The organism is Brevibacterium album DSM 18261, from assembly GCF_000426445.1.
Taxonomy (GTDB): domain Bacteria; phylum Actinomycetota; class Actinomycetes; order Actinomycetales; family Brevibacteriaceae; genus Brevibacterium; species Brevibacterium album.
Genome location: NZ_AUFJ01000013.1, coordinates 45,587 through 63,578, shown reverse-complemented (window position 1 = coordinate 63,578; position 17,992 = coordinate 45,587). Strand labels below are relative to the sequence as shown.

Genomic DNA, 17,992 nt, shown 5'->3' with positions numbered 1-17,992 from the left:
CCACCCGGACAGGCCGGTCGCGATGAGCGGGCCGGCTGACAGATCAGCCTATGTCATGATGGCACAAGTATCACGAAATCGTTATACTTATGCCATGATGACGAAACCGCTGGCACGTGACGAGCTGTGGGACATCGCAATTGCCCAGCACGGCTTCGTCACCGCCCAGCAAGCCGCAGAAACGGGCATCGGCAAGCACGCAGTGCAGATGCTCGTACACCGGAACACGCTCGAACGAGCCGCACGCGGCGTCTATCGCTTCCCGCAGTACCCGGCAGGAGAGCACGACGCGCTCATGCTCGCGGTGCTCTGGACGCGAGTGCCGGAGGCGGCCCTTTCGCACGAGACTGCGCTCAACGTCTACAGCATCAGCGACGTCAACCCCAACCTCATCCATGTCACCGTCAGCAGACGACGCCGCTTCCGTCGCGCAGACGGCGGGGACTACGCCATCCACCACGAAGACTTGGCTCCTCAGCAGATCGGCTGGTGGGAGGAGATCCCGACCGTGACTCCCGCGACAGCGATCGCACAGTGCCTTGCCTATGGAACACAGACCCATCTGCTGCGGCAGGCGATCGAACGCGGCCGCGCCCGGGGGCTCCTGAAGACCACAGAAAGCAATGTGCTCGCCAAGCGCCTGGAGGCCCGCCATGAGCAGTGAACCCTCCCGCTCCAGACTGGCATCACTGCTGAAGAGCTTGAAGCCGAAATCGAAGCGCCCGGCTTCAGCTCGAGTCCTCAACACCTGGATCGTTCAAGCCGAGGGCCTGCTCGGCGACGAGGCGCGGGGAGGGCGCCTCGGCTGGCTGGTCGCACCATCAGTGGCAACCGCGGCAGTCCAACGCGCCCTCGACGCAGACGGGCGCCAGCTGTTCCTCCTCAAAGGCGGAACCCTGCTCCAGCACCGCCTCAATGCAACTGCTCGCGCCACGAAGGATGTCGACGGCGTGATCCGCGGTGACATGGACAATTTCCTGCGAAAGCTCGAGGACGTGCTGGACGAGCCGTGGGGTCCTCTGACACTGCGTCGCGGCGAAGTCGAGGATATTGCCGTGCCCTCCAGAACCACCACACCTCGCAGGTTCGACATCCTCCTCGAGATCCGCGGAGTGACTTGGCGGCGAGTCCAGTTCGAGGTCTCACCCGATGAGGCGGGAATAGGAGAGGAGCACGAGAGCATCGAGCCACCACCGCTCAGCGGGTTCGGGCTGCCCGACCCCGACGTCCTCACGGGGATCACCTTGCGGTATCAGATCGCGCAGAAGCTCCATGCAGTCTCCGACCCTCACACTCCTCCATATGCGGTCAACGACCGCGCTCGGGACGTCATCGATCTGCTCCTGCTGCGCGACCTCATCGCCACCACCGGGAGCCCAGCACTCCCCGAGGTGCGAGATGCATCCATGGCAGTCTTCGAAGCCCGAGCCGCAGAAGCCTCCGAGCTCGGTCGAACGGCGAGGAAATGGCCGCCGACCGTCACAGCGCTCAGCCACTGGGACAGCGACTTCGCTCAGGCCGCAGCAGGCAGCAGCGTCACCCTCCCGCTCAGCGACGCAGTCACAGATCTGAATGCATGGATCGCAGAGATCGACGCCAGCAGGTGACCTGGCAAAACCACTCAGATGCCACTCCGACGCCCCCCTGGTCAAGCTGCACCCGGGAAGCCTGCCGATGCGCGACTCGCGCGGCCCCGGATGTCCTCACTGCCCCTCCCCCTCCTCAGCGCCCTCCTCCGCCTCCGTGCCGGCCGGCACGCTGCGCAGCAGTACCCCGGTGAGCACCGCCGCGAGCCCCATGACTCCGGCGATGACGAAGGCGACGGAACCCATCGACGAGGCGAAGGCCTGCGCTGCCGCCTCGAGGAGGGGCGCGGCCTGGTGAGCGGGAAGGCCCGCGGCCGCAGCCTCGGCACCGGCCATCGACTCACTCACCGCGGGCGGCACCGTGCCCGGCGCCTCCGCCATCTCCGCCCGGTAGAAGGCCGTGGACACGAGCCCGAAGCCGGCGATGCCCAGCGCGCCGCCCAGCTGCACGCCGGTCTCGGAGATGCTCGCCGCCGCACCCGTGCGACCGGACGCAGCGGTGGCGAGCACGAGCGAATTGGCGAGCGCACTCACGGCGCCTGCGCCCAGGGTCAGGAAGATGTACCCGCCGATGAACCACACCGGTGAGCGGTCGGCGGCGACCGCGCCGATGAACACCAGCCCGCCCGCCGTCAGCGCCATGCCCGCCGCCACGAGGAACGCCGGACGGACGCGCTTGGCGAGCTCCGAGGCCAGCGTGGCGCCCACCGCCGTCCCGAGGAACGTGGGCAGGGTGTACAGCGCCGCCTGCAGCGCACTCAGTCCGTGCACGGACTGCAGGTACGTGAACGCCAGGGCGCCGATCCCCACCATGCCGAGGGCCGCGAGGACATTGGCGACGACCGCACCCGTGAACGCCCCGCGGGCGAAGAGGGAGAGGTCGATGAGCGGATGCTGGGCCCTGCGCTGCCGCACGACGAACGCCGCCAGCAGGCCGAGGCCGAGCACCAGCACGCCCCAGGCCACCGGCCCCATGCCCTGATCCGTGAAGCTCTTCACCGAGTACACGATCCCGAACAGCGCGAAGAGGGAGAGCACCGCACCCGGCAGGTCGAAGTGCGCGCCCTCCGGGTCACGCGATTCCGGGAGCAGGAACGGACCGGCCACGAGCAGGAGCGCCATGACGGGAAGGTTGATGAGGAACACCGCGGGCCAGTCGAACATCGAGAGCAGGAATCCGCCCAGGATCGGACCCGCCACTGCCCCGCCCGTGTAGGCGATGGTCCAGGCGGAGACCGCCCGGCGCCGGGCGGTGAGGTCCGTGAACACGCTGCGGATGATCGCGAGGGTGGAGGGTGCGAGGGTGGCCGCGCCGATCCCCAGCAGCACCCGGCCCAGGATGAACAGCGCCGGGGTGGAGGCCAGTGCCAGCACGAGGGACGCGAGCCCGAATGCCACCGCGCCGATGAGGAGGAGCCTGCGCCTGCCGATCCGGTCGGCGAGGCTGCCCATCGTCACGAGGAGGGCCGCGACCACGAGGCTGTAGCTGTCCATCATCCAGAGCCACGCCGAGGCGGTGGGCGCCAGGTCCCGCGCGATCGCCGGATTCGCGACGAAGAGGATCGAGATGTCCATCGAGACCAGCAGGGCCGGGAGCAGGAGGACGATGAGCGCCGCGATCTGCTTCGGAGCGCTCATGGGCCGGACGCCCCCGAGCGGGGCACCTGCGGACGAGGCGTCTGCAGGCTTCCGCTCAGACGCCTGCTGGCCGGGACGACGGGAATGGGACTGAGGGTTATTTGTACGTACGTTCATGATGTCAGCGTAGGACGCTCGCACCCCCTTCCGCAAGTACGTACGTACAAATCACTGCGCGGGCCGTTCCGCACGCACTCGCCGAGGCGCGGGCCGCCACTCGGCCCGCGCCTCGGCGTCCGCTCTCCTCAGCGCGGGCGGAACTGCGCGACGACCGGGCACTCCAGCGGATCGGAGCGCCCCAGCCCCACGTCATTGAGGTAGCGGATGACGCTGCCGTAGGCCCGCACGAGCCCCGTCTCCGTGTAGGGGATTCCCCGTTCCACGCAGAACTCGCGGACGATGGGCCGCACCCTGCGCAGGTTCATGCTCGGCATCCGGGGGAAGAGATGATGCTCGATCTGATGGTTGAGCCCTCCCATCGCCCAGTCCACCAGCAGCCCGCCGCGGATGCTCCGGGAGGTGAGGACCTGGCGGCGGAGGAAGTCGACCTCCGCATCCGCAGGCAGCAGCGGCATCCCCTTGTGTTTGGGGGCGAAGCTCGCACCCATGTACACGCCGAACACCGCCAGCTGCGTGAACAGCACGCCGAACAGAACGGCCGCGCCCAGCTGCCACATGCTGTGCCCCAGCGCGAACAGCAGGACGAAGGCTCCCGCGAGCGCCAGGAGCAGCAGTGCGAAGCGCAGCATGCAGCTGCCCGTCCGCCTGCCCATGAGGCCGGCCTCCTTCACCCTCCTGCTCAGCTCGAAGTAGTCGTCGGCCGGGCGGTTCCGCGGAGTCCGGGGGCCGGGGGCCGGGGGCCTCGGTGACCGCAGCGCCGCGCGCCTCCGTTCTGCTCGCGCCGTCCGCGAGGTGGGGATGCGATGTCATGGCCCGACCGTAGGAAGCCACCCGCCTCCCGCGCGTCACCCCGCGGAACCGTTCGCACCCCCTACCGCAGTAGGGGCGAGCTCGGGAATGCCCCGCCCGGACGGGTGAAACGGACATACGTGCAGGACGTACGTTCTGCGGGCCCCTAGACTCAGTCCCATGAACCAGAAGGAAGCACTCCTCGCAGGAGCCAAGAAGTGCCTGGTCGAGAAGGGCTATGGCCGCACCACCGCCCGCGACATCGCCGAGGCCTCGGGCGCCCATCTGGGGTCCATCGGCTACCACTACGGTTCCAAGGACCGTCTCATGAATCGCGCCGCGATGGAGCTGAGCAGCGAATGGGGCGACCTCCTCACGGCCCTCACGACGGAGGCGCAGGGGGAGACTCCCCGTGCGCGCCTCGGCGCCCTCCTCGCTGCGATCAGCGACTCCCTCCCGCAGACGCGCGCCGTTCAGTCGGCCAGCCTGCAGGCCTTCGCCCAGGCCCAGTTCGACGAGAGCCTGCACGCGGAGGTGGCGGCGGGCTCGGCCAACGGGCGCGAGGAGGTCACGGCGCTGATGACAGGCCGGTCCGGGAGTGCTCCGGAGGCGAGCGCGGGGAAGACGGAGGCCGAGGCCGCACTGGGCTCGCTCGCCTTCGCCCTCATCGCAGGCCTGATCACGCAGTTCCTCATCGACCCGGACAGTGTGCCGAGCCCCGCGCAGATGCGGGCCGCCCTGGACCTGCTCGCTGAGGATGCGCCCGGCAGCCCCACGGAGTGAGCACTTCCTGTCGGATCATCACGCTGGCACCGACAGGAACCGCTCACCCGGTGGATCGAGGGCTGAAGGGGACAGGCCGCGCCGGCGCTCAGGCGAGGCCGGCCTCGCGCGCACGGATCGCCGCCTGCATGCGCGAACGCAGATGCAGCTTGCTGAGCAGGCTCGACACATGGGATTTCACCGTCGCCCGACTGATCACGAGCGTCTGTGCGATCTCCGCATTGGACAGACCGCGCCCCAGTGCCGCGAGCACATCGAGCTCCCTGGGCGTGAGTGCGCCGAGGCCCTGGGCAACCGCCGTCTGCAGTCCCCCGGGGCCGGCTCCAGTGCTGCCCGACCCGGTGCCATACATCCCAGCAGGCTCGCGCCCAGCTGCCCCAGCTCGCGCCGAGGGCCCCGTACCCGCGGGACCGGGAACAGGCCCCGCGCCGGCAGGGCCGGAGACACCGGGTCCCGCAGCTCCGCCCCCGGGCCTCGCAGCGAAGGCGTCGAGCAGCCTGCGCGTCACCTCGGGCGCCACAACGCCCTCCCCCTGTGCGATGCGCCTGATCGCCTCGATGAGCTGCGGAGGCTCCACGGACTTCAGCAGGAACCCCGCCGCCCCTGCCCGCAGCGCCCCGAACACCACCTCGTCGAGGTCGAAGGTGGTGAGCATGAGCACCTCGGTCCCGGTCTCCGCGACGATCTGCCGGGTCGCCTCGATCCCGTCCGTGCCCGGCATCCGGGCGTCCATGAGCACGATGTCCGGGCCCAGCGCCCGCACCTGCCGCACGGCGACGGCACCGTCCGCAGCCTCGCCCACCACCTCGATCCCGCTGTCCACCTCCAGCAGCAGGCGCAGTCCTGCACGCACCGCAGCATGGTCGTCCGCCAGCAGCACACGGACCGGCCCGGAAGCCCCGGCCCCGGGATCCGATGCGGAACCTGCGCCCGCGGGGTCGTCATCGACACTGCCGCCGGCTGCGGGGTCGCCATCAGCGTAACTGCCGTCAGCCATGTGTCCTCACCTTCAGGGGAAGCTCCGCCTCCACCGTCCATTCGCCGTGGGCGCGCTCTCCCGCGCCGCCCTTCTGCCGCCCCGAGCCCGACGCTGGGGAGCGGCCCGATGGGCCTGCCCTGAACCGCCCTCCGCTCAGCCGCACCCTCTCCCGCATCGCGGCGAGACCGGTGCCGGCGCCCAATGAGGCAGCACCTGCACCCGACGGGCCGGCGGCATCAGGCGGACCGGCGCCGGCTGCCGATGAGACGGCATCAGGTGCAGCCCTCCTCCGCTCCTCCGCGACGCCCGCCTCCGTGCCCTGTTCGCGAAGGCCCGAGGTGATGCGCAGCCGCAGACATCTGCGTCGGCGCACGAGCTCCACCCGAGCGCGCGCATCACCGTGTTTGAGAGCATTCAGCAGCGACTCCTGCATGACGCGCAGCGCCACCTGCCGCACGGCGGGAGGCAGCTCCTCCGGCAGCCTGCCGTCCACGTGCACGTCGATGCCCTGACGCTCAGCCCGGCTCAGCACACCCTCCCAGGTCTCCTGTCCGCCCGCGGCGCCCGCGGCCTCCGGGCCCGCTCCGCTCAGCAGCTGCACCATCTCCCGCAGCCGGCCCAGCGCCTCGACGCTCGTGGTGCGGATGTTCCCGAGCGCTCTGCGGTCGCGCTCCTCGCTGGCCTCGGCGTTGAGCACGGCGCCGGCGGTGAGCGCTATGGCCGAGACCTGCGAGGAGACCACGTCGTGCAGCTCCCGCGCCATGTGCCGCCGCTCCTCCGCGACGGCCAGGCGGCGCTCGTCCTCCTGGCGCCGCAGGAGGGCCGCATGGCGTTCGGCCTCGAGCTGCCGGCGCACATCGCGCTCGTTCCACAGCGGGTAGCCCTTCCGCACCTCCCGTGCCCACCACAGCGGCAGGACCGCCACAGCGCCCACGGCCAGGCCGATGTTGAACGCGCCCCAGGGCTCGGCCCCTGCGGCGAAGGCGGCTGCGATGCTGAGTGCCGCGACCGCCAGCGCACCCGCCTCGACCGTGCGCACGGTGCGCCGCTCCGCCCGCAGGCCCAGGCTGGTGATGAGCTCGGAGAGGCAGAAGAGGAGACCCAGATTCAGCCCCACCGCCAGATCGAGGAGCACGCAGGCGGACCCGGCGAGCACGGCCGCCAGCGGATGCCTCACCCGCAGCGGGACCGCCGCCGCCATGAGCGCGAGCGGGACCAGATGCCACCACGCCCGCGGCCTCACGTCGAGCAGGTCCCACCAGGGCGCGTGGTCCCAGACGGGCGCCCACCCCAGGGCGACGAGGAGCAGGGCGAGGCCGAGGGTGAGGAACTGCGGCACCTGCACCCGCATCGTCCCGGCCGCACGCCGCACACCGGATCTCAGCGTCGTCACACTCGTATTCGACCACACCGCCGACTCTGCTGCCTCATCCGGAGGAGCGAGAACCGCGGCGGGCGGAGCGGGAACCTCGATCCTTCGGCCGATGCGCCGGGCCTGCTCCCGCGGCAGGCTGACCGCATGACCACGGGACCGCTGACCGCCACCGCCATGAGCGCCGCTCCGACAGCCCTCCTGGACGGCGGCACAGCCGTCCCCGCCCTGTGGGGCGTCCTCGCGGCTCTCGCCCTCCTCGACTCGACGAGCTTCGGCACCCTCCTCATCCCCGTATGGTTCCTCATGGCCCCCGGCCGGCTGCGCGCGGGCAGAGTGCTGGTCTACCTGGCCGTGGTCGCCGGGGCCTATGCCCTCATCGGCCTGCTCGTGCTCGCCGGCCTGCTGATCGTGGGCGAATCGCTCCTCGACTGCCTCGAAGCCGCCCAGCAGAGCGCACCCTTCCTACTGGGGCAGGCCGCGCTGGCCGCCGGACTCATCTGGTTCAGCTGCCGCCTCGACCCCTTCACCGCACGGGGCAGGGAGCGCAAGCGCGCGCGGGAGGCCGCACGCGGCACTCCGGACAGACTCGCCCGGTTCCGCAGCCGGGCGGTGGGCGAGGGCGCCGAGGCCGGCCTCGGGCCGCTGCTCGGGCTCGCGCTCGCCGCGGTGGGCCTGGAGATCACCACACTGCTGCCCTACCTCGCCGGCCTCGGGATGATCGCGGCCGCGGATCCGGGTCTGCCCACGGCGCCGGCGATGGGCCTCTTCTACTGCCTCGTGATGATCCTGCCGGCGCTCCTGCTGCTCGTGATCCGGGTGACGGCCGAGCGGTTCGCTGCGGGCCCGCTCCGCAGGCTCGAAGCGTTCCTCAGCAGGCACGCGAACGGCACCATCGCCCTCATCCTCTTCCTGCTGGGGCTGTGGCTGGGTGCGGGAGCGCTCTTCGGCCTCGCCGATCTCGCCGGTCTGTGAGGGCAGCCGCCTCATCCTCAGGGAGGTTTCTACGGTGCGGACACTATGCAGGGTGCCCGCACCGTAGAAACCTCCCGATGTCGAAGCCCTCCGAGGCAGGGCTCAGGAGCCGAGCCGCTCCTCGATCTCGTCGAGGATCTGGTGGGCGCCGGTCACGCCGATCCCCGTCATCCACGTGCCCTCCGGGACCTCGAACGCCTGTCCGGCGGCCACGCCAGGCTGGTCCTTCCACAGGTCCGTGACGGTGCCCAGTGTGGAGGCCGCAGGATCGCCGCCCGGGCTCGTGTAGAAGATCACGTCACCGTCGATCTGGTCGTAGTTCTCCGGGCTGAGCTCCAGCATCGAATACTCGTTCCAGCTCCGGTCACCCAGCTCATAGCCCATATCGGTGAGGATCGAGCCGGAGAAGGTCTCCGGGCCGTAGAGCCGGAAGTTGTCCTCGAGGAAGCGCACCATGCTCACGGTCGTCCCCTCCGCGCCCACCTCCTCGCCGAGCTCCTGGGCCCTCGCTTCGACCTCCCCGATGAGCGCGTCCATCTCCCCGGACTTCCCCACGGCCTCGGCCGCGAGCCGCGCCTGGTCCTCCCAGTTGGTCCCCGAGGTCTCGGAGTAGACGGTGGGGGCGATGGCCGAGAGCTCGTCGTAGATCGCCTCGTGCCTGATCTTCGTGCCGATGATGAGATCCGGAGCGAGGTTCGCCACGGCGTCGACGTCCGGCTCCGCGATGAGGCCCACGGTCTCGACCCCGTCCGTGGCCTCGCCGAGGTACCCGGGGAAGCCCTCCCCCTGATCGGCCACGGTGCCGCCGGCCGGCGTGATGCCCAGGGACACGAGCGCGTCCATGAAGGGCGAGTCGAGGACGACGATGGTGCTCGGCTCGCCCTCGACGACGGTTTCGCCCATCGCATGCGCAACGGTGCGGGACTCCCCTCCTCCCGGCTGCCCGTCCCCGCTGCCCGCCGAGGCGGACGAGCCGCAGGCGGAGACGGTGAGGCATGCGAGAGAGGCGGCAAGGGCGACGATGCTGCGCAGAGCACGGCTCCGCGGCTGAGTGGAATTTTTCACAGGCCGAACGCTATCCTCAATTGTTTGGTAAGGCAATCCTTATTTATCGAAGAATCGGGGGCCGCGATGGCGGAACGACGACGGCGGGGCTGGACCGCAGCGGCAGTGTTCGCCTGTGCGGCGCTGGGCCTGTTCCTCGCGGTGGTGCTGAGCTTCGCCCTGGGAGCGCGTGCGCTGCCGCCGGCGGAGGTGGCCGCCGCCCTGCTCGGCATCGGCGACCACGGCACCGTCGTCATCGTCGGCGACCTGCGCTTCGACCGCACGGTCGCCGGCCTCGCGTGCGGCATCGCGCTCGGTCTGGCAGGGGTCCTCATGCAGGCACTCACTCGCAACCCCCTCGCAGACCCCGGCTTGCTGGGCGTGAACGTGGGAGCCGCGCTGGGGGTCGTCATCGGCATCGCCGTGCTGGGCTCCGCCGGCTCGGGTCAGGTGCTCTGGTTCGCGCTGCTGGGTGCCGGTGCCGCGAGCGCGGCGATCGTGCTCACCGCGGGCTCCTCCCTCGTGAGCGGCTCGCCCGTGCGACTCGTGCTCGCCGGGGTGGCCTTCGGCGGGGTCCTCAGCGGCGTCACCCAGCTCCTCGTGCTCACGAGCGAGCGGATCCTCGACTCCTTCCGCTTCTGGCAGGTGGGTTCGCTCGCCATGCGGAGCGCCGCGGAGACGGGGCCGCTCCTTCTGCTCATCGGCATCGCGGCTGCGGTCGCGCTGCTGCTCGGTCCGCATCTCAACGTCCTGGCGCTCGGCGAGGACACCGCCTCCTCGCTCGGGGTCTCCCCGGTGCTCGTGCGGACGGTGGGCTTCGGCCTCGTCACCGTTCTGTGCGCGGCTGCCGTCGCGATCGCGGGACCCATCGCGTTCATCGGGCTGGTGTCGGCGCACCTCGCCAGGCTCCTCGCGGGCCCCGATCTGCGCGTGGTCCTGCCGCTGGCCCTGCTGCTGGGCCCCTGCCTCGTCCTCGCCTCGGACGTGCTCGGCAGGCTCATCGGCGGAGGAGCCGAGATCCCCGTGGGCATCGTCGCGGCCTTCCTGGGCGCCCCGGCGCTCATGGCGTTGCTCCTTCGCGGCGCCGGCGGCGGGCGAAGACCCAGGAAGCGGCGGAGCTCCGGCGTACGGGGAGATCCCAGTGCGCGGCTGAGTCCCGGCCCCTGGCGGGCCTCGGGCCGGCAGACCGACGGCGCAGGGCAGGTGCGCGCATGAGCGCCGCTGCCGGAGCCGACCGCCTGCTCGTGCTGCGCACGCCCGGGGAGCGGCTGTCCCTGCGCGTGGAGCGCCGCCCTCTCGTGGCGACCGTGGTCCTCGCCGGTCTTGCGAGCTTCCTCTGTGCGGCGGCGCTCATGATCGGCGAGTTCCGCATCTCCCCGGTCGCCCTGCTGCAGACGCTCGCCGGAGAACCGCCCGATCCCCGCATGGAGTTCTTCGTCCTGCACCGGCGCCTGCCGCGCGCCCTGGTCGCGCTGTGCATCGGAGCGGCGCTCGCATGCGGAGGCGCGCTGTTCCAGCGGGTCACGCGCAATCCGCTCGCGAGTCCGGACCTCCTCGGCATCTCCTCGGGTGCCGCGGCGGGGGCCTGCACGGTCATCCTGCTCCTGCACGGGTCACCGGCGCAGGTCTCGCTGGGCGCGCTCGCCGGGGCCGCGGTCGCGGCCCTGACGATAGGCGCCTTCGCCCTGCGCGGTGGAATGACCTCGGGGCGGATCATCCTGGCCGGACTCGCCTTCGCCGCTCTCGCGAGCGCGACGACGGGCTATCTCCTCACCCGGGTCTTCGTGGGTGCCGCGGTGACGGCGCAGACCTGGCTCGTGGGCAGCCTGCAGGGCAGGGGCTGGACGGAGCTGCTGCCCCTGCTGCTCGTCTCGGCGGTCGTGCTGCCCGTGCTGTTGTGGCGCGAGCGGGTCCTTGCGATCCTCGAGTTCGATCCCGCCACCACCACCTCCCTGGGCGCGGCCGGAGGCAGGGAGCGCGCGCTGTTCCTCGCCTGCGGGGTGGTGCTCGTCGCATTCGCCGTCGCCGCTGCCGGGCCCATCTCGTTCATCGCCCTCGCGGCCCCGCACATCTCGCGCGCGGTCGCGGGCTCGCGAGCCCTCCTCCCGGCCGCGCTCACGGGCGGGATCCTTCTCCTGACCGCGGACCTCCTCGCCCAGTTCGCACTCCCCGTGCCGGTGCCGGTGGGCGTCGTGACGATCGTGCTCGGCGGCGCGTTCTTCCTCTCGCTGCTGCTCCGGCAGGGGCGGCGGAGATAAGGGGACGCGGCCGGGCTCTTCTGCGCGTATGCAGTCTGCGCGCTGATACCGCCGTCAGCACGCGGGCTGCACATACGTGCCGCAGGCCAGTCAGCGCCTCAGCGCATCGACTCCACCGCGCGGTCCACCACGTGCTCGGCGATCGCGAGCGCACTCGTGGCCCCCGGAGAGGGGGCGTTGCGCACCTGTGTGAGCCGGCCGCGGCTGGTGATGACGAAATCGTCCACGAGCGAGCCGTCCGGGTTCATCGCCTGGGCGCGCACCCCGCGCGGACCCGGATGCACGGCGGAGGCGTCGAGGCCGGGCACGAACTTCTGCGCCTCGGCGATGAACGCCTGCGGGCTGAGCGCGGTCCGCGCCTCGCGCGCCGCCGCCCTCATGTTCTGGGACGCGAACTTCCAGAAGCCCCGGTAGCCCAGGGTGCTCCCCAGATCGGAGAGGTCCAGTCCGCCGATGGGCCCCATCTTCCGCTCGTACTTCTCCCGGCCGAGGGACAGGAAGGCGTTGGGCCCCAGCAGAAGAGAGCCGTCGATGCTGCGGGTGAGGTGCACGCCGAGGAAGGGGTAGGCCGGGTCCGGGACGGGGTAGATGAGACCGCGGACGGCCTCGGCGGCCTCGCCCCTCGCCACGAAGTAGTCACCGTAGAAGGGCACGATCCGCGGGTCCGGGTCGAGGCCGCTCGCCACGGCGAGCCTGTCGGACTGGAGGCCCGCGCAGGTCACGGCGAGGTCGAAGACGCCGGCGTCCTCGGTGACGGAGGAGCCCTTGGCACCCGGCAGGGCGAGACGCACGCGGACCTCGCTCGAGAGCGTGTCCAGGCGGGCGACCTCGGAGTCGTACCGGATGACGCCCCCGGCGGACTCCAGGTCGCGGCCCAGGGACTCCGTGAGCCGCACGAAGTCGATGATCGCGGTGTGGGGCGAGTGGAGGGCGAGGACGCCGCGCACGCCGGGCTCGACCTCGCGCATCTCCCGCCGGTCGAGCAGCTTCACATGGGGCACGCCGTTGGCCTTCGCCCGTTCGAAGATGCGCTCGAGCCGGTCCGCCTCGTCCGTGTCCTGCGCGACGACGAGCTTCCCGCACTCCTCATAGGGAATCCCGTTCTCCGCGGAGTAGCGGATGATCCGCTCCACGCCCCGGCGGCACAGGCGCGCCTTGAGCGAGCCCGGCTCGTAGTAGAGGCCCGCATGCACCACTCCGGAGTTGTGGCCTGTCTGGTGCTGCGCGAGGTGTGACTCCTTCTCGAACAGGGTGACGGTCGCATCGTCGAAGCGCAGGGCGAGCTCGCGTGCGACGGCGGTGCCGATGATGCCGCCGCCCACGACGGCGATGCGCTGTGGCTGTGCTCTCATGTCTCAAGTCTGCACGTTTTCCGTCCGGGCTTCACCCGTCTGCGGACCAGACACCGCATACCCTCAACCTCCCCTGAGAACGCAGTGCACCGGGAGAGGACTCTCGTGAACGCAAGGGAGCATGTCGCCGAGCACTCTCCCACGGCTTGTCGGAAGGGGGTCGACAGCAGGCGTGCGGTGCGTAGACTCGGGATCAGCATCACCCGAACCGCAGAGCGATCCGAAGGACGGGAACGATCATGACCGAGACCGACGGCACGGCTTTCGACGACACCGACCCCACACCCGACGAAGTCCGCGACGCGGCCGCGGAGGCGGCGGAGGCCGAGGCCGTCGACGCGGAGCTGGGCGATCCGGCGTTCGGATCCGTGGAGCCCGGCAGCGAGGGGCCGGAGGGCACGGGCGTCGAGGGCGCGGACGATGCGCTGCTCGCGGACACCGAGGACGCCGATGCGCCCAGCGACTCGCTCCGCGCCATCGACGAGTTCACCTCGGAGGAGACGGCGGCGGCCGAACAGGGCAACAGGTTCGGCGACGAGATGGTCTCCGAGGGCGACGACGACGCCGAGGTGGCCGAACTCGACGGTGACGACCTCGACGTCGACGCCCTCGCCGACGACGGGGTGCGCGGAGTGGACGTCATCGACGGGCTGCCGCAGGAGTCCGAGTAGCGACGGTGGGAGGCGGGCGGCCTCCCCTGACTCGCGCGGGGCAGATCCGCCTCCGCGTGCTCTTCGCGTCCGCTAGCCTTGGCGGATGTGAGCAGATCAGCCGCCCGGCTCCCGCATGAGAGCCTCGTGATCGAGGGCGACAACCTCGACGTGCTCCGCGCGCTGCTGCCCACCCACCGCGGCTCCGTCCGGGTGGTCTACATCGATCCGCCCTACAATACGGGCAATGCGCACACGTACCGGGACTCGTTCCGGGCTCCTGGAGCGTTCGCGGCTGCGCACGCGGCGACGGGCTCCTCGCCGCAGAGCCAGGCGGTTGCGCCCGAGGCCCCCACGGCCGCGTCCGCCGGCGATGGCTCGGCGGCCCCCAAGGCCTCGGCGGAGGAGCGCCTGCTCACCCGCAGCTCGCACTCCGCATGGCTGGACTTCATGCGTCCGCGCCTGGCTCTAGCCCGCGAACTCATGCGGGACGACGGCGTCCTCTTCCTCCACATCGACGACCGCGAGCAGGCCTACGCCCAGCTGCTGGGCCACGAGGCGTTCGGCGAGGCGAACTTCCTGGGCACGCTCATCCACCAGCGGGCCAAGGGCGGCGGGCAGGCCCGGTTCTTCGTGCGCGGGCACGACTACATCCACGTCTGGGCCAGGGACATCGAAGCGGCAGGGCCCCTCGTCACCGAGAAGAAGCCGCCGGCCAGGTACGAGGTGATCGGCGGCAGGAGGATGCTGATCGAAGACGATGTGCTGCGGGTGAGCTTCGGGACGTATGTGCGCGGGCAGGAGCGGCGGCTCATGTACGAGGACATCGAGGCCGTGCGCGGGCCGGCCAAGCTCGCAGAGGTCGACCGGCGGATCGATGCCGGTGAGCTCACGCTCCGCCCTTGGGGCGATCCCGATCCCGTCACGGGCGAGCATCGTCATGCCGTCGTCCGCCTCACACCCGCGGAGGAGGCGACCTCGAAGCTGTACTCGATCATCCGGGTGATGGGCTCGGAGGGGCGGACGGACCTCGAGGAGCTCGGTCTCGGCGGGGTCTTCTCCTACCCGAAGCCGGTGGAGCTCGTGCGCACACTCGTCGAGGCCGTCACCTGGCACGACCGCGAGGCCGTGGTCCTGGACTTCTTCGCTGGCTCCGGCACCACGGCCCAGGCCGTCATGGAGGCCAATGCCCGCGACGGCGGTTCGCGCAGCTTCGTGCTGGTGCAGAAGCCGGAACCCGTCGCTTCCCGCCTGCGCGCTGGTCGCGGCACGGACACGGGGCGCGGCCGCGCCCGCCCTGGGGCCGACGAGGAGGCTGCGGGCAGCGTCGAGGCCCCGAGTACGCGCGCGGCCGCGCCCGCCTTCTCCACCATCAGCGAGTTCTGCGTCGAACGGGTCCGGCGGGCGGCAGTGCGCCACGAGCACACGGGACGGATCGGGATCTTCGCCGTCGACGCGAGCACCGGAGACCTCCGGCCGGTCTGACCTCGCGAACTCCTCGCAGCGGCCATTCCCCTGCGGGCGGCGGACGATTAGGCTCGGCAGTGTCACGAGCAGGGCACCCGTGCATCGCCGCACCGCCGATGCCGCAGGCGCCCCTCTCCGCCGCTGCGATCGAGGAGCGACCATGACCCCCGAACCCGCCCGTGCGCACACCGTGAGCGAATCCGGCCTCGTGAAGGCCCTGGGCAGCCTCGACGTGCTGTTCGTGGGCTTCGGAGCGATGATCGGCTTCGGCTGGATCGTGCTGACCAGCGGCTGGATCCAGTCCGCCGGGACCGCAGGCGCCATGCTCGCCTTCGCCGCAGGCGGCGTGGTCATGATCTTCGTGGGCCTGGTGTACTCGGAGCTGGTCTCCGCGATGCCGCTGGCCGGCGGTGAGCACAACTACCTGCTGCGCGGGATGGGGCCCAGGACGGCGGTGTTCGGCTCCTGGGCGATCACCGGCGGCTACATCTCCGTCGTCATGTTCGAGGCCGTGGTCATCCCCGAGACGGTCCTCTACCTGGTACCGGATCTGGAGCAGGTCTTCCTGTGGAGCGTCGCCGGTTCGGACGTCCATCTCACCTGGGCGCTGACGGGCACCGTCACGGCGGTGATCATGGGCTGGATCAACGTGCGCGGCATCCGCACCGCCTCGCTCGTGCAGACCTTCATCGTGTGCTTCCTGCTCCTGGTGGGGCTGTTCCTCATCATCGGCGTGTTCGTGGGCAGCGAGCCGGCCAATGCCGAACCGCTGTTCACCGGCGGGGCTCCCGGAATCATCGCGGTGATGGTCGCGGTGCCGTTCCTATTCGTGGGCTTCGACGTCATCCCGCAGTCCGCGGAGGAGGTGAAGGTGCCGCCGCGGAAGATCGGCAAGCTCGTCGTGTTCTCCGTGCTCATGGCGATCGCCTGGTACCTGCTCATCATCTTCACCTCGTCGATGGCGATCCCCGCCGCCGATCTCCCCAACCACGATCTGGTCACCGCGGATGCCCTCTCCGTCCTCCTGGGCCACGAGATCTGGGGGACCGTGGTGATCGCGGGCGGCATCGCCGGCATCCTCACCTCGTGGAACGCCTTCCTCATCGGCGCCTCGCGCCTCATGTTCTCCATGGCGCGGGCGCGCATGATCCCGCTCTGGTTCGGCAAGCTGCACCCGAGGTACCGCACGCCGTCGAATGCCGTGATCTTCATCAGCGCGCTCGCGGCCATCGCCCCGTTCCTGGGCTCCGGGATGATCGACTGGATCGTGAACGCGGGATCACCGGCCATCATCATCGCCTATTTCCTGGTCTCCGTGGTCTTCCTGGTGCTGCGCCGCCGGGAGCCGCGCATGGACCGGCCCATGCGGGTGGGCGGCAGCGGCTCGGCAGGAGGCACGGTCATCGGTGTGCTCTCCGTGGTCCTCACCGCGTGCATGTTCGCCCTGTACCTGCCGCTCACGCCGTGGTCCACGGATCTGGGCTGGCCGGCCTGGGTGATGTTCGGAGCCTGGATGCTCATCGGCATCTGGTTCATGGTCCGCCTGCCGCGCGGCATCCGCGCCGGGGCGGGGGCGGAGGAGGAGCTCATCGCCGCGGTGCGCAGACGCCGCGGCGAGTGAACGGCTGCGCCGGGTGCCGCCGAGCGCCCCGCCGGGTGCCGAGCGCCCCGCGATCACCCTCGCCCCCCTCCCCACACTGTGGTCTGCCGTGCGAACGCGAAATCACCGAAACCGCGTTCGCGCGGCAGACCACAGTGGCGTACGGGGTGCGTCCCTGAGCGATCACCGCCAGCCCCACCCTCAGGGCACGCTGTGCCCGGCGGCCTGGATGAGGCCGTACCACTCGCCGCGGGTCAGCGGAATGTCCGAGCCCGCAGCGGCATCGGCCACGCGCTGCGGCTTCGTCGTGCCGAGCACCACCTGGATGCCCGCAGGGTGGCGGGTGATCCACGCGACCGCGATCGCGGTCGGGGTGACGCCGTACTTCGCGGCGAGCCGCCCCAGCTCGGCGTTCAGCTCGGGGTGATCGGGCGAATCGATGAACACACCGTCCTGGAACCCCTTCTGGAACGGGGACCACGCCTGCAGGGTGATGCCGTTGATGCGGGCGTAGTCGACGATGCCGCCGCCGTCGCGTGTGAGCGAATCCTCCTCACCGGCCATGTTCGAGGACAGGCCCTGGGCGATGACCGTCGAGTGGGTGAGCGAGAGCTGCACCTGGTTCGCAGCCATCGGCTGGGTCACCGCCGTCCGGAGCAGGTCGATCTGCCGGGGCGTGTGGTTGGAGACCCCGAACGCACGGACCTTGCCGGACGATTCCAAGTGGTCGAAGGCGCGGGCGACCTCCTCGGCTCCACGAGCGCATCGGGACGGTGCAGCAGGAGCACGTCCAGATAGTCGGTGTCCAGCGCCCGCAGCGACTCCTCGGCGGAGGACACGATGTGCTCGTACGACTGGTCGTAGCACCACGGTTCGTCGACGATGCCGGTCTTGGTCTGCAGGGTGATCTGCTCGCGCTCGGACGGGCTCAGCCGCAGCGCCTCGGCGAACCGGCGCTCGCACAGATGCGTTCCGCCGCCCGGGTGGTTGAACCCGTAGAGGTCGGCATGGTCGAAGAAGTCGATCCCGGCCTCCCGTGCCGCGGTGTACAGCTCGCGGATCTGCTCATCGGAGTCTCCGGCGATGCGCATCATGCCGGCGACGATGTTGGGCACCTGCGTGCCGGCGGTTCCGAACGGAACTGTCTTCATGGTTCTCCTTCGCGAATGCGGTGTATGCGGTCCGGTGGGGCGGAGCGTGTCCGCTCCACGACCTCCACCGTGGTCTCCCGGCCCTCGAACCGGGCGAGCTCCGCCTCGGTCGCATCGTAGGTGCCCAAGCGGAGCGTCTGATCGGAGTGTCCGATGCCAGTGGTGGAGCCGGTGACGAGGATGCGGGACATGGATTCCTTCTTCCGCAGAGGGCGGTCGGCGGTGCAT

At 70.7% G+C, this 17,992-nt stretch carries 16 protein-coding genes and 1 pseudogene; 9 read left to right on the top strand and 8 right to left on the bottom strand.

The window, feature by feature from the left end; all coding sequences use genetic code 11:
- Positions 1-94: 94 nt before the first annotated feature.
- Together K318_RS0110645 and K318_RS0110640 are read left to right on the top strand one after the other, a co-directional pair.
- Positions 95-664, top strand: coding sequence for a type IV toxin-antitoxin system AbiEi family antitoxin domain-containing protein (locus K318_RS0110645; protein ID WP_029089474.1), 570 nt, complete (start codon positions 95-97; stop codon positions 662-664).
- Positions 654-1,607 carry a nucleotidyl transferase AbiEii/AbiGii toxin family protein gene (locus K318_RS0110640; protein ID WP_029089473.1) on the top strand — a complete coding sequence of 318 codons (954 nt, stop codon included), beginning with the start codon at positions 654-656 and terminating at the stop codon, positions 1,605-1,607. Before K318_RS0110645 ends, K318_RS0110640 begins: the two co-directional genes overlap by 11 nt.
- Positions 1,608-1,703: 96 nt before the next feature.
- On the opposite strand, the gene K318_RS0110635 is transcribed toward K318_RS0110640, so the two are convergent.
- Positions 1,704-3,224, bottom strand: a complete 1,521-nt coding sequence (locus tag K318_RS0110635; RefSeq protein WP_029089472.1) for an MFS transporter — start codon at positions 3,222-3,224, stop codon at positions 1,704-1,706.
- Positions 3,225-3,469: 245 nt separating this feature from the next.
- Positions 3,470-3,997, bottom strand: coding sequence for a fatty acid desaturase (locus K318_RS21105; protein ID WP_084500083.1), 528 nt, complete (start codon positions 3,995-3,997; stop codon positions 3,470-3,472).
- A gap of 316 nt (positions 3,998-4,313) precedes the next feature.
- Between K318_RS21105 and K318_RS0110625 the strand changes: the two genes are divergently transcribed.
- Positions 4,314-4,916 carry a TetR/AcrR family transcriptional regulator gene (locus tag K318_RS0110625; protein WP_029089471.1) on the top strand — a complete coding sequence of 201 codons (603 nt, stop codon included), beginning with the start codon at positions 4,314-4,316 and terminating at the stop codon, positions 4,914-4,916.
- Between the two features lie 88 nt (positions 4,917-5,004).
- Here K318_RS0110625 and K318_RS0110620 read toward each other — a convergent pair whose 3' ends face one another.
- Both K318_RS0110620 and K318_RS24710 read right to left on the bottom strand, forming a co-directional pair.
- Positions 5,005-5,913 (bottom strand): response regulator transcription factor, encoded by a 909-nt coding sequence (locus K318_RS0110620; RefSeq protein WP_084500045.1) that lies wholly within the window; start codon positions 5,911-5,913, stop codon positions 5,005-5,007.
- Positions 5,906-7,288, bottom strand: coding sequence for a sensor histidine kinase (locus K318_RS24710; protein ID WP_035281567.1), 1,383 nt, complete (start codon positions 7,286-7,288; stop codon positions 5,906-5,908). Before K318_RS24710 ends, K318_RS0110620 begins: the two co-directional genes overlap by 8 nt.
- A gap of 126 nt (positions 7,289-7,414) precedes the next feature.
- Here K318_RS24710 and K318_RS25005 point away from each other — a divergent pair, with 126 nt between their 5' ends.
- A complete protein-coding gene (locus K318_RS25005) occupies positions 7,415-8,242 on the top strand; it encodes a GAP family protein (protein WP_051297863.1) in 828 nt (275 codons plus the stop codon).
- Between the two features lie 102 nt (positions 8,243-8,344).
- Here the strand turns inward: K318_RS25005 and K318_RS0110605 are convergent, their stop codons facing one another.
- The gene (locus K318_RS0110605) at positions 8,345-9,307 is read right to left on the bottom strand and encodes an ABC transporter substrate-binding protein (protein WP_245579862.1); all 963 of its coding nucleotides are present in this window, start codon (positions 9,305-9,307) and stop codon (positions 8,345-8,347) included.
- A gap of 66 nt (positions 9,308-9,373) precedes the next feature.
- On the opposite strand from K318_RS0110605, the gene K318_RS21100 reads away from it, so the two are divergent.
- Complete coding sequence (locus K318_RS21100; protein ID WP_084500041.1) at positions 9,374-10,501, top strand: FecCD family ABC transporter permease; 1,128 nt, start codon at positions 9,374-9,376, stop codon at positions 10,499-10,501.
- Complete coding sequence (locus tag K318_RS0110595; RefSeq protein ID WP_029089466.1) at positions 10,498-11,544, top strand: FecCD family ABC transporter permease; 1,047 nt, start codon at positions 10,498-10,500, stop codon at positions 11,542-11,544. The genes K318_RS21100 and K318_RS0110595 overlap by 4 nt, the downstream gene beginning before the upstream one ends.
- A 98-nt stretch (positions 11,545-11,642) precedes the next feature.
- Here K318_RS0110595 and lhgO read toward each other — a convergent pair whose 3' ends face one another.
- On the bottom strand, positions 11,643-12,896 hold the full coding sequence (gene lhgO / locus K318_RS0110590; protein WP_029089465.1) for an L-2-hydroxyglutarate oxidase: 1,254 nt from the start codon (positions 12,894-12,896) through the stop codon (positions 11,643-11,645).
- Positions 12,897-13,135: 239 nt separating this feature from the next.
- Between lhgO and K318_RS0110585 the strand changes: the two genes are divergently transcribed.
- The 3 genes from K318_RS0110585 (at position 13,136) to K318_RS0110575 (ending at position 16,634) form a co-directional block, all read left to right on the top strand.
- The gene (locus K318_RS0110585) at positions 13,136-13,567 is read left to right on the top strand and encodes a hypothetical protein (RefSeq protein WP_029089464.1); all 432 of its coding nucleotides are present in this window, start codon (positions 13,136-13,138) and stop codon (positions 13,565-13,567) included.
- Between the two features lie 87 nt (positions 13,568-13,654).
- Positions 13,655-15,031 (top strand): site-specific DNA-methyltransferase, encoded by a 1,377-nt coding sequence (locus K318_RS21095; protein ID WP_169721461.1) that lies wholly within the window; start codon positions 13,655-13,657, stop codon positions 15,029-15,031.
- A 142-nt stretch (positions 15,032-15,173) separates the two neighbouring features.
- Positions 15,174-16,634, top strand: coding sequence for an APC family permease (locus K318_RS0110575; RefSeq protein ID WP_035281564.1), 1,461 nt, complete (start codon positions 15,174-15,176; stop codon positions 16,632-16,634).
- 180 nt (positions 16,635-16,814) lie between these two features.
- On the opposite strand, the pseudogene K318_RS21090 reads toward K318_RS0110575, so the two are convergent.
- A pseudogene (locus K318_RS21090) lies at positions 16,815-17,764 on the bottom strand (aldo/keto reductase).
- The gene (locus K318_RS0110565; RefSeq protein WP_029089462.1) at positions 17,761-17,955 is read right to left on the bottom strand and encodes a hypothetical protein; all 195 of its coding nucleotides are present in this window, start codon (positions 17,953-17,955) and stop codon (positions 17,761-17,763) included. The pseudogene K318_RS21090 and the gene K318_RS0110565 overlap by 4 nt, the downstream one beginning before the upstream one ends.
- Positions 17,956-17,992: the final 37 nt, after the last annotated feature.

Bases quoted from the DNA above. Each gene is read 5' to 3' on its own strand.
- K318_RS21105 (WP_084500083.1), bottom strand. From the start codon at position 3,997: ATGGGCAGGCGGACGGGCAGCTGCATGCTGCGCTTCGCACTGCTGCTC.
- K318_RS0110640 (WP_029089473.1), top strand. From the start codon at position 654: ATGAGCAGTGAACCCTCCCGCTCCAGACTGGCATCACTGCTGAAGAGC.
- K318_RS0110585 (WP_029089464.1), top strand. From the start codon at position 13,136: ATGACCGAGACCGACGGCACGGCTTTCGACGACACCGACCCCACACCC.
- K318_RS0110620 (WP_084500045.1), bottom strand. From the start codon at position 5,913: ATGGCTGACGGCAGTTACGCTGATGGCGACCCCGCAGCCGGCGGCAGT.
- K318_RS0110625 (WP_029089471.1), top strand. From the start codon at position 4,314: ATGAACCAGAAGGAAGCACTCCTCGCAGGAGCCAAGAAGTGCCTGGTC.
- K318_RS0110635 (WP_029089472.1), bottom strand. From the start codon at position 3,224: ATGAGCGCTCCGAAGCAGATCGCGGCGCTCATCGTCCTCCTGCTCCCG.
- K318_RS25005 (WP_051297863.1), top strand. From the start codon at position 7,415: ATGACCACGGGACCGCTGACCGCCACCGCCATGAGCGCCGCTCCGACA.
- K318_RS0110595 (WP_029089466.1), top strand. From the start codon at position 10,498: ATGAGCGCCGCTGCCGGAGCCGACCGCCTGCTCGTGCTGCGCACGCCC.
- K318_RS0110565 (WP_029089462.1), bottom strand. From the start codon at position 17,955: ATGTCCCGCATCCTCGTCACCGGCTCCACCACTGGCATCGGACACTCC.
- K318_RS0110575 (WP_035281564.1), top strand. From the start codon at position 15,174: ATGACCCCCGAACCCGCCCGTGCGCACACCGTGAGCGAATCCGGCCTC.
- lhgO (WP_029089465.1), bottom strand. From the start codon at position 12,896: ATGAGAGCACAGCCACAGCGCATCGCCGTCGTGGGCGGCGGCATCATC.
- K318_RS0110645 (WP_029089474.1), top strand. From the start codon at position 95: ATGATGACGAAACCGCTGGCACGTGACGAGCTGTGGGACATCGCAATT.
- K318_RS21100 (WP_084500041.1), top strand. From the start codon at position 9,374: ATGGCGGAACGACGACGGCGGGGCTGGACCGCAGCGGCAGTGTTCGCC.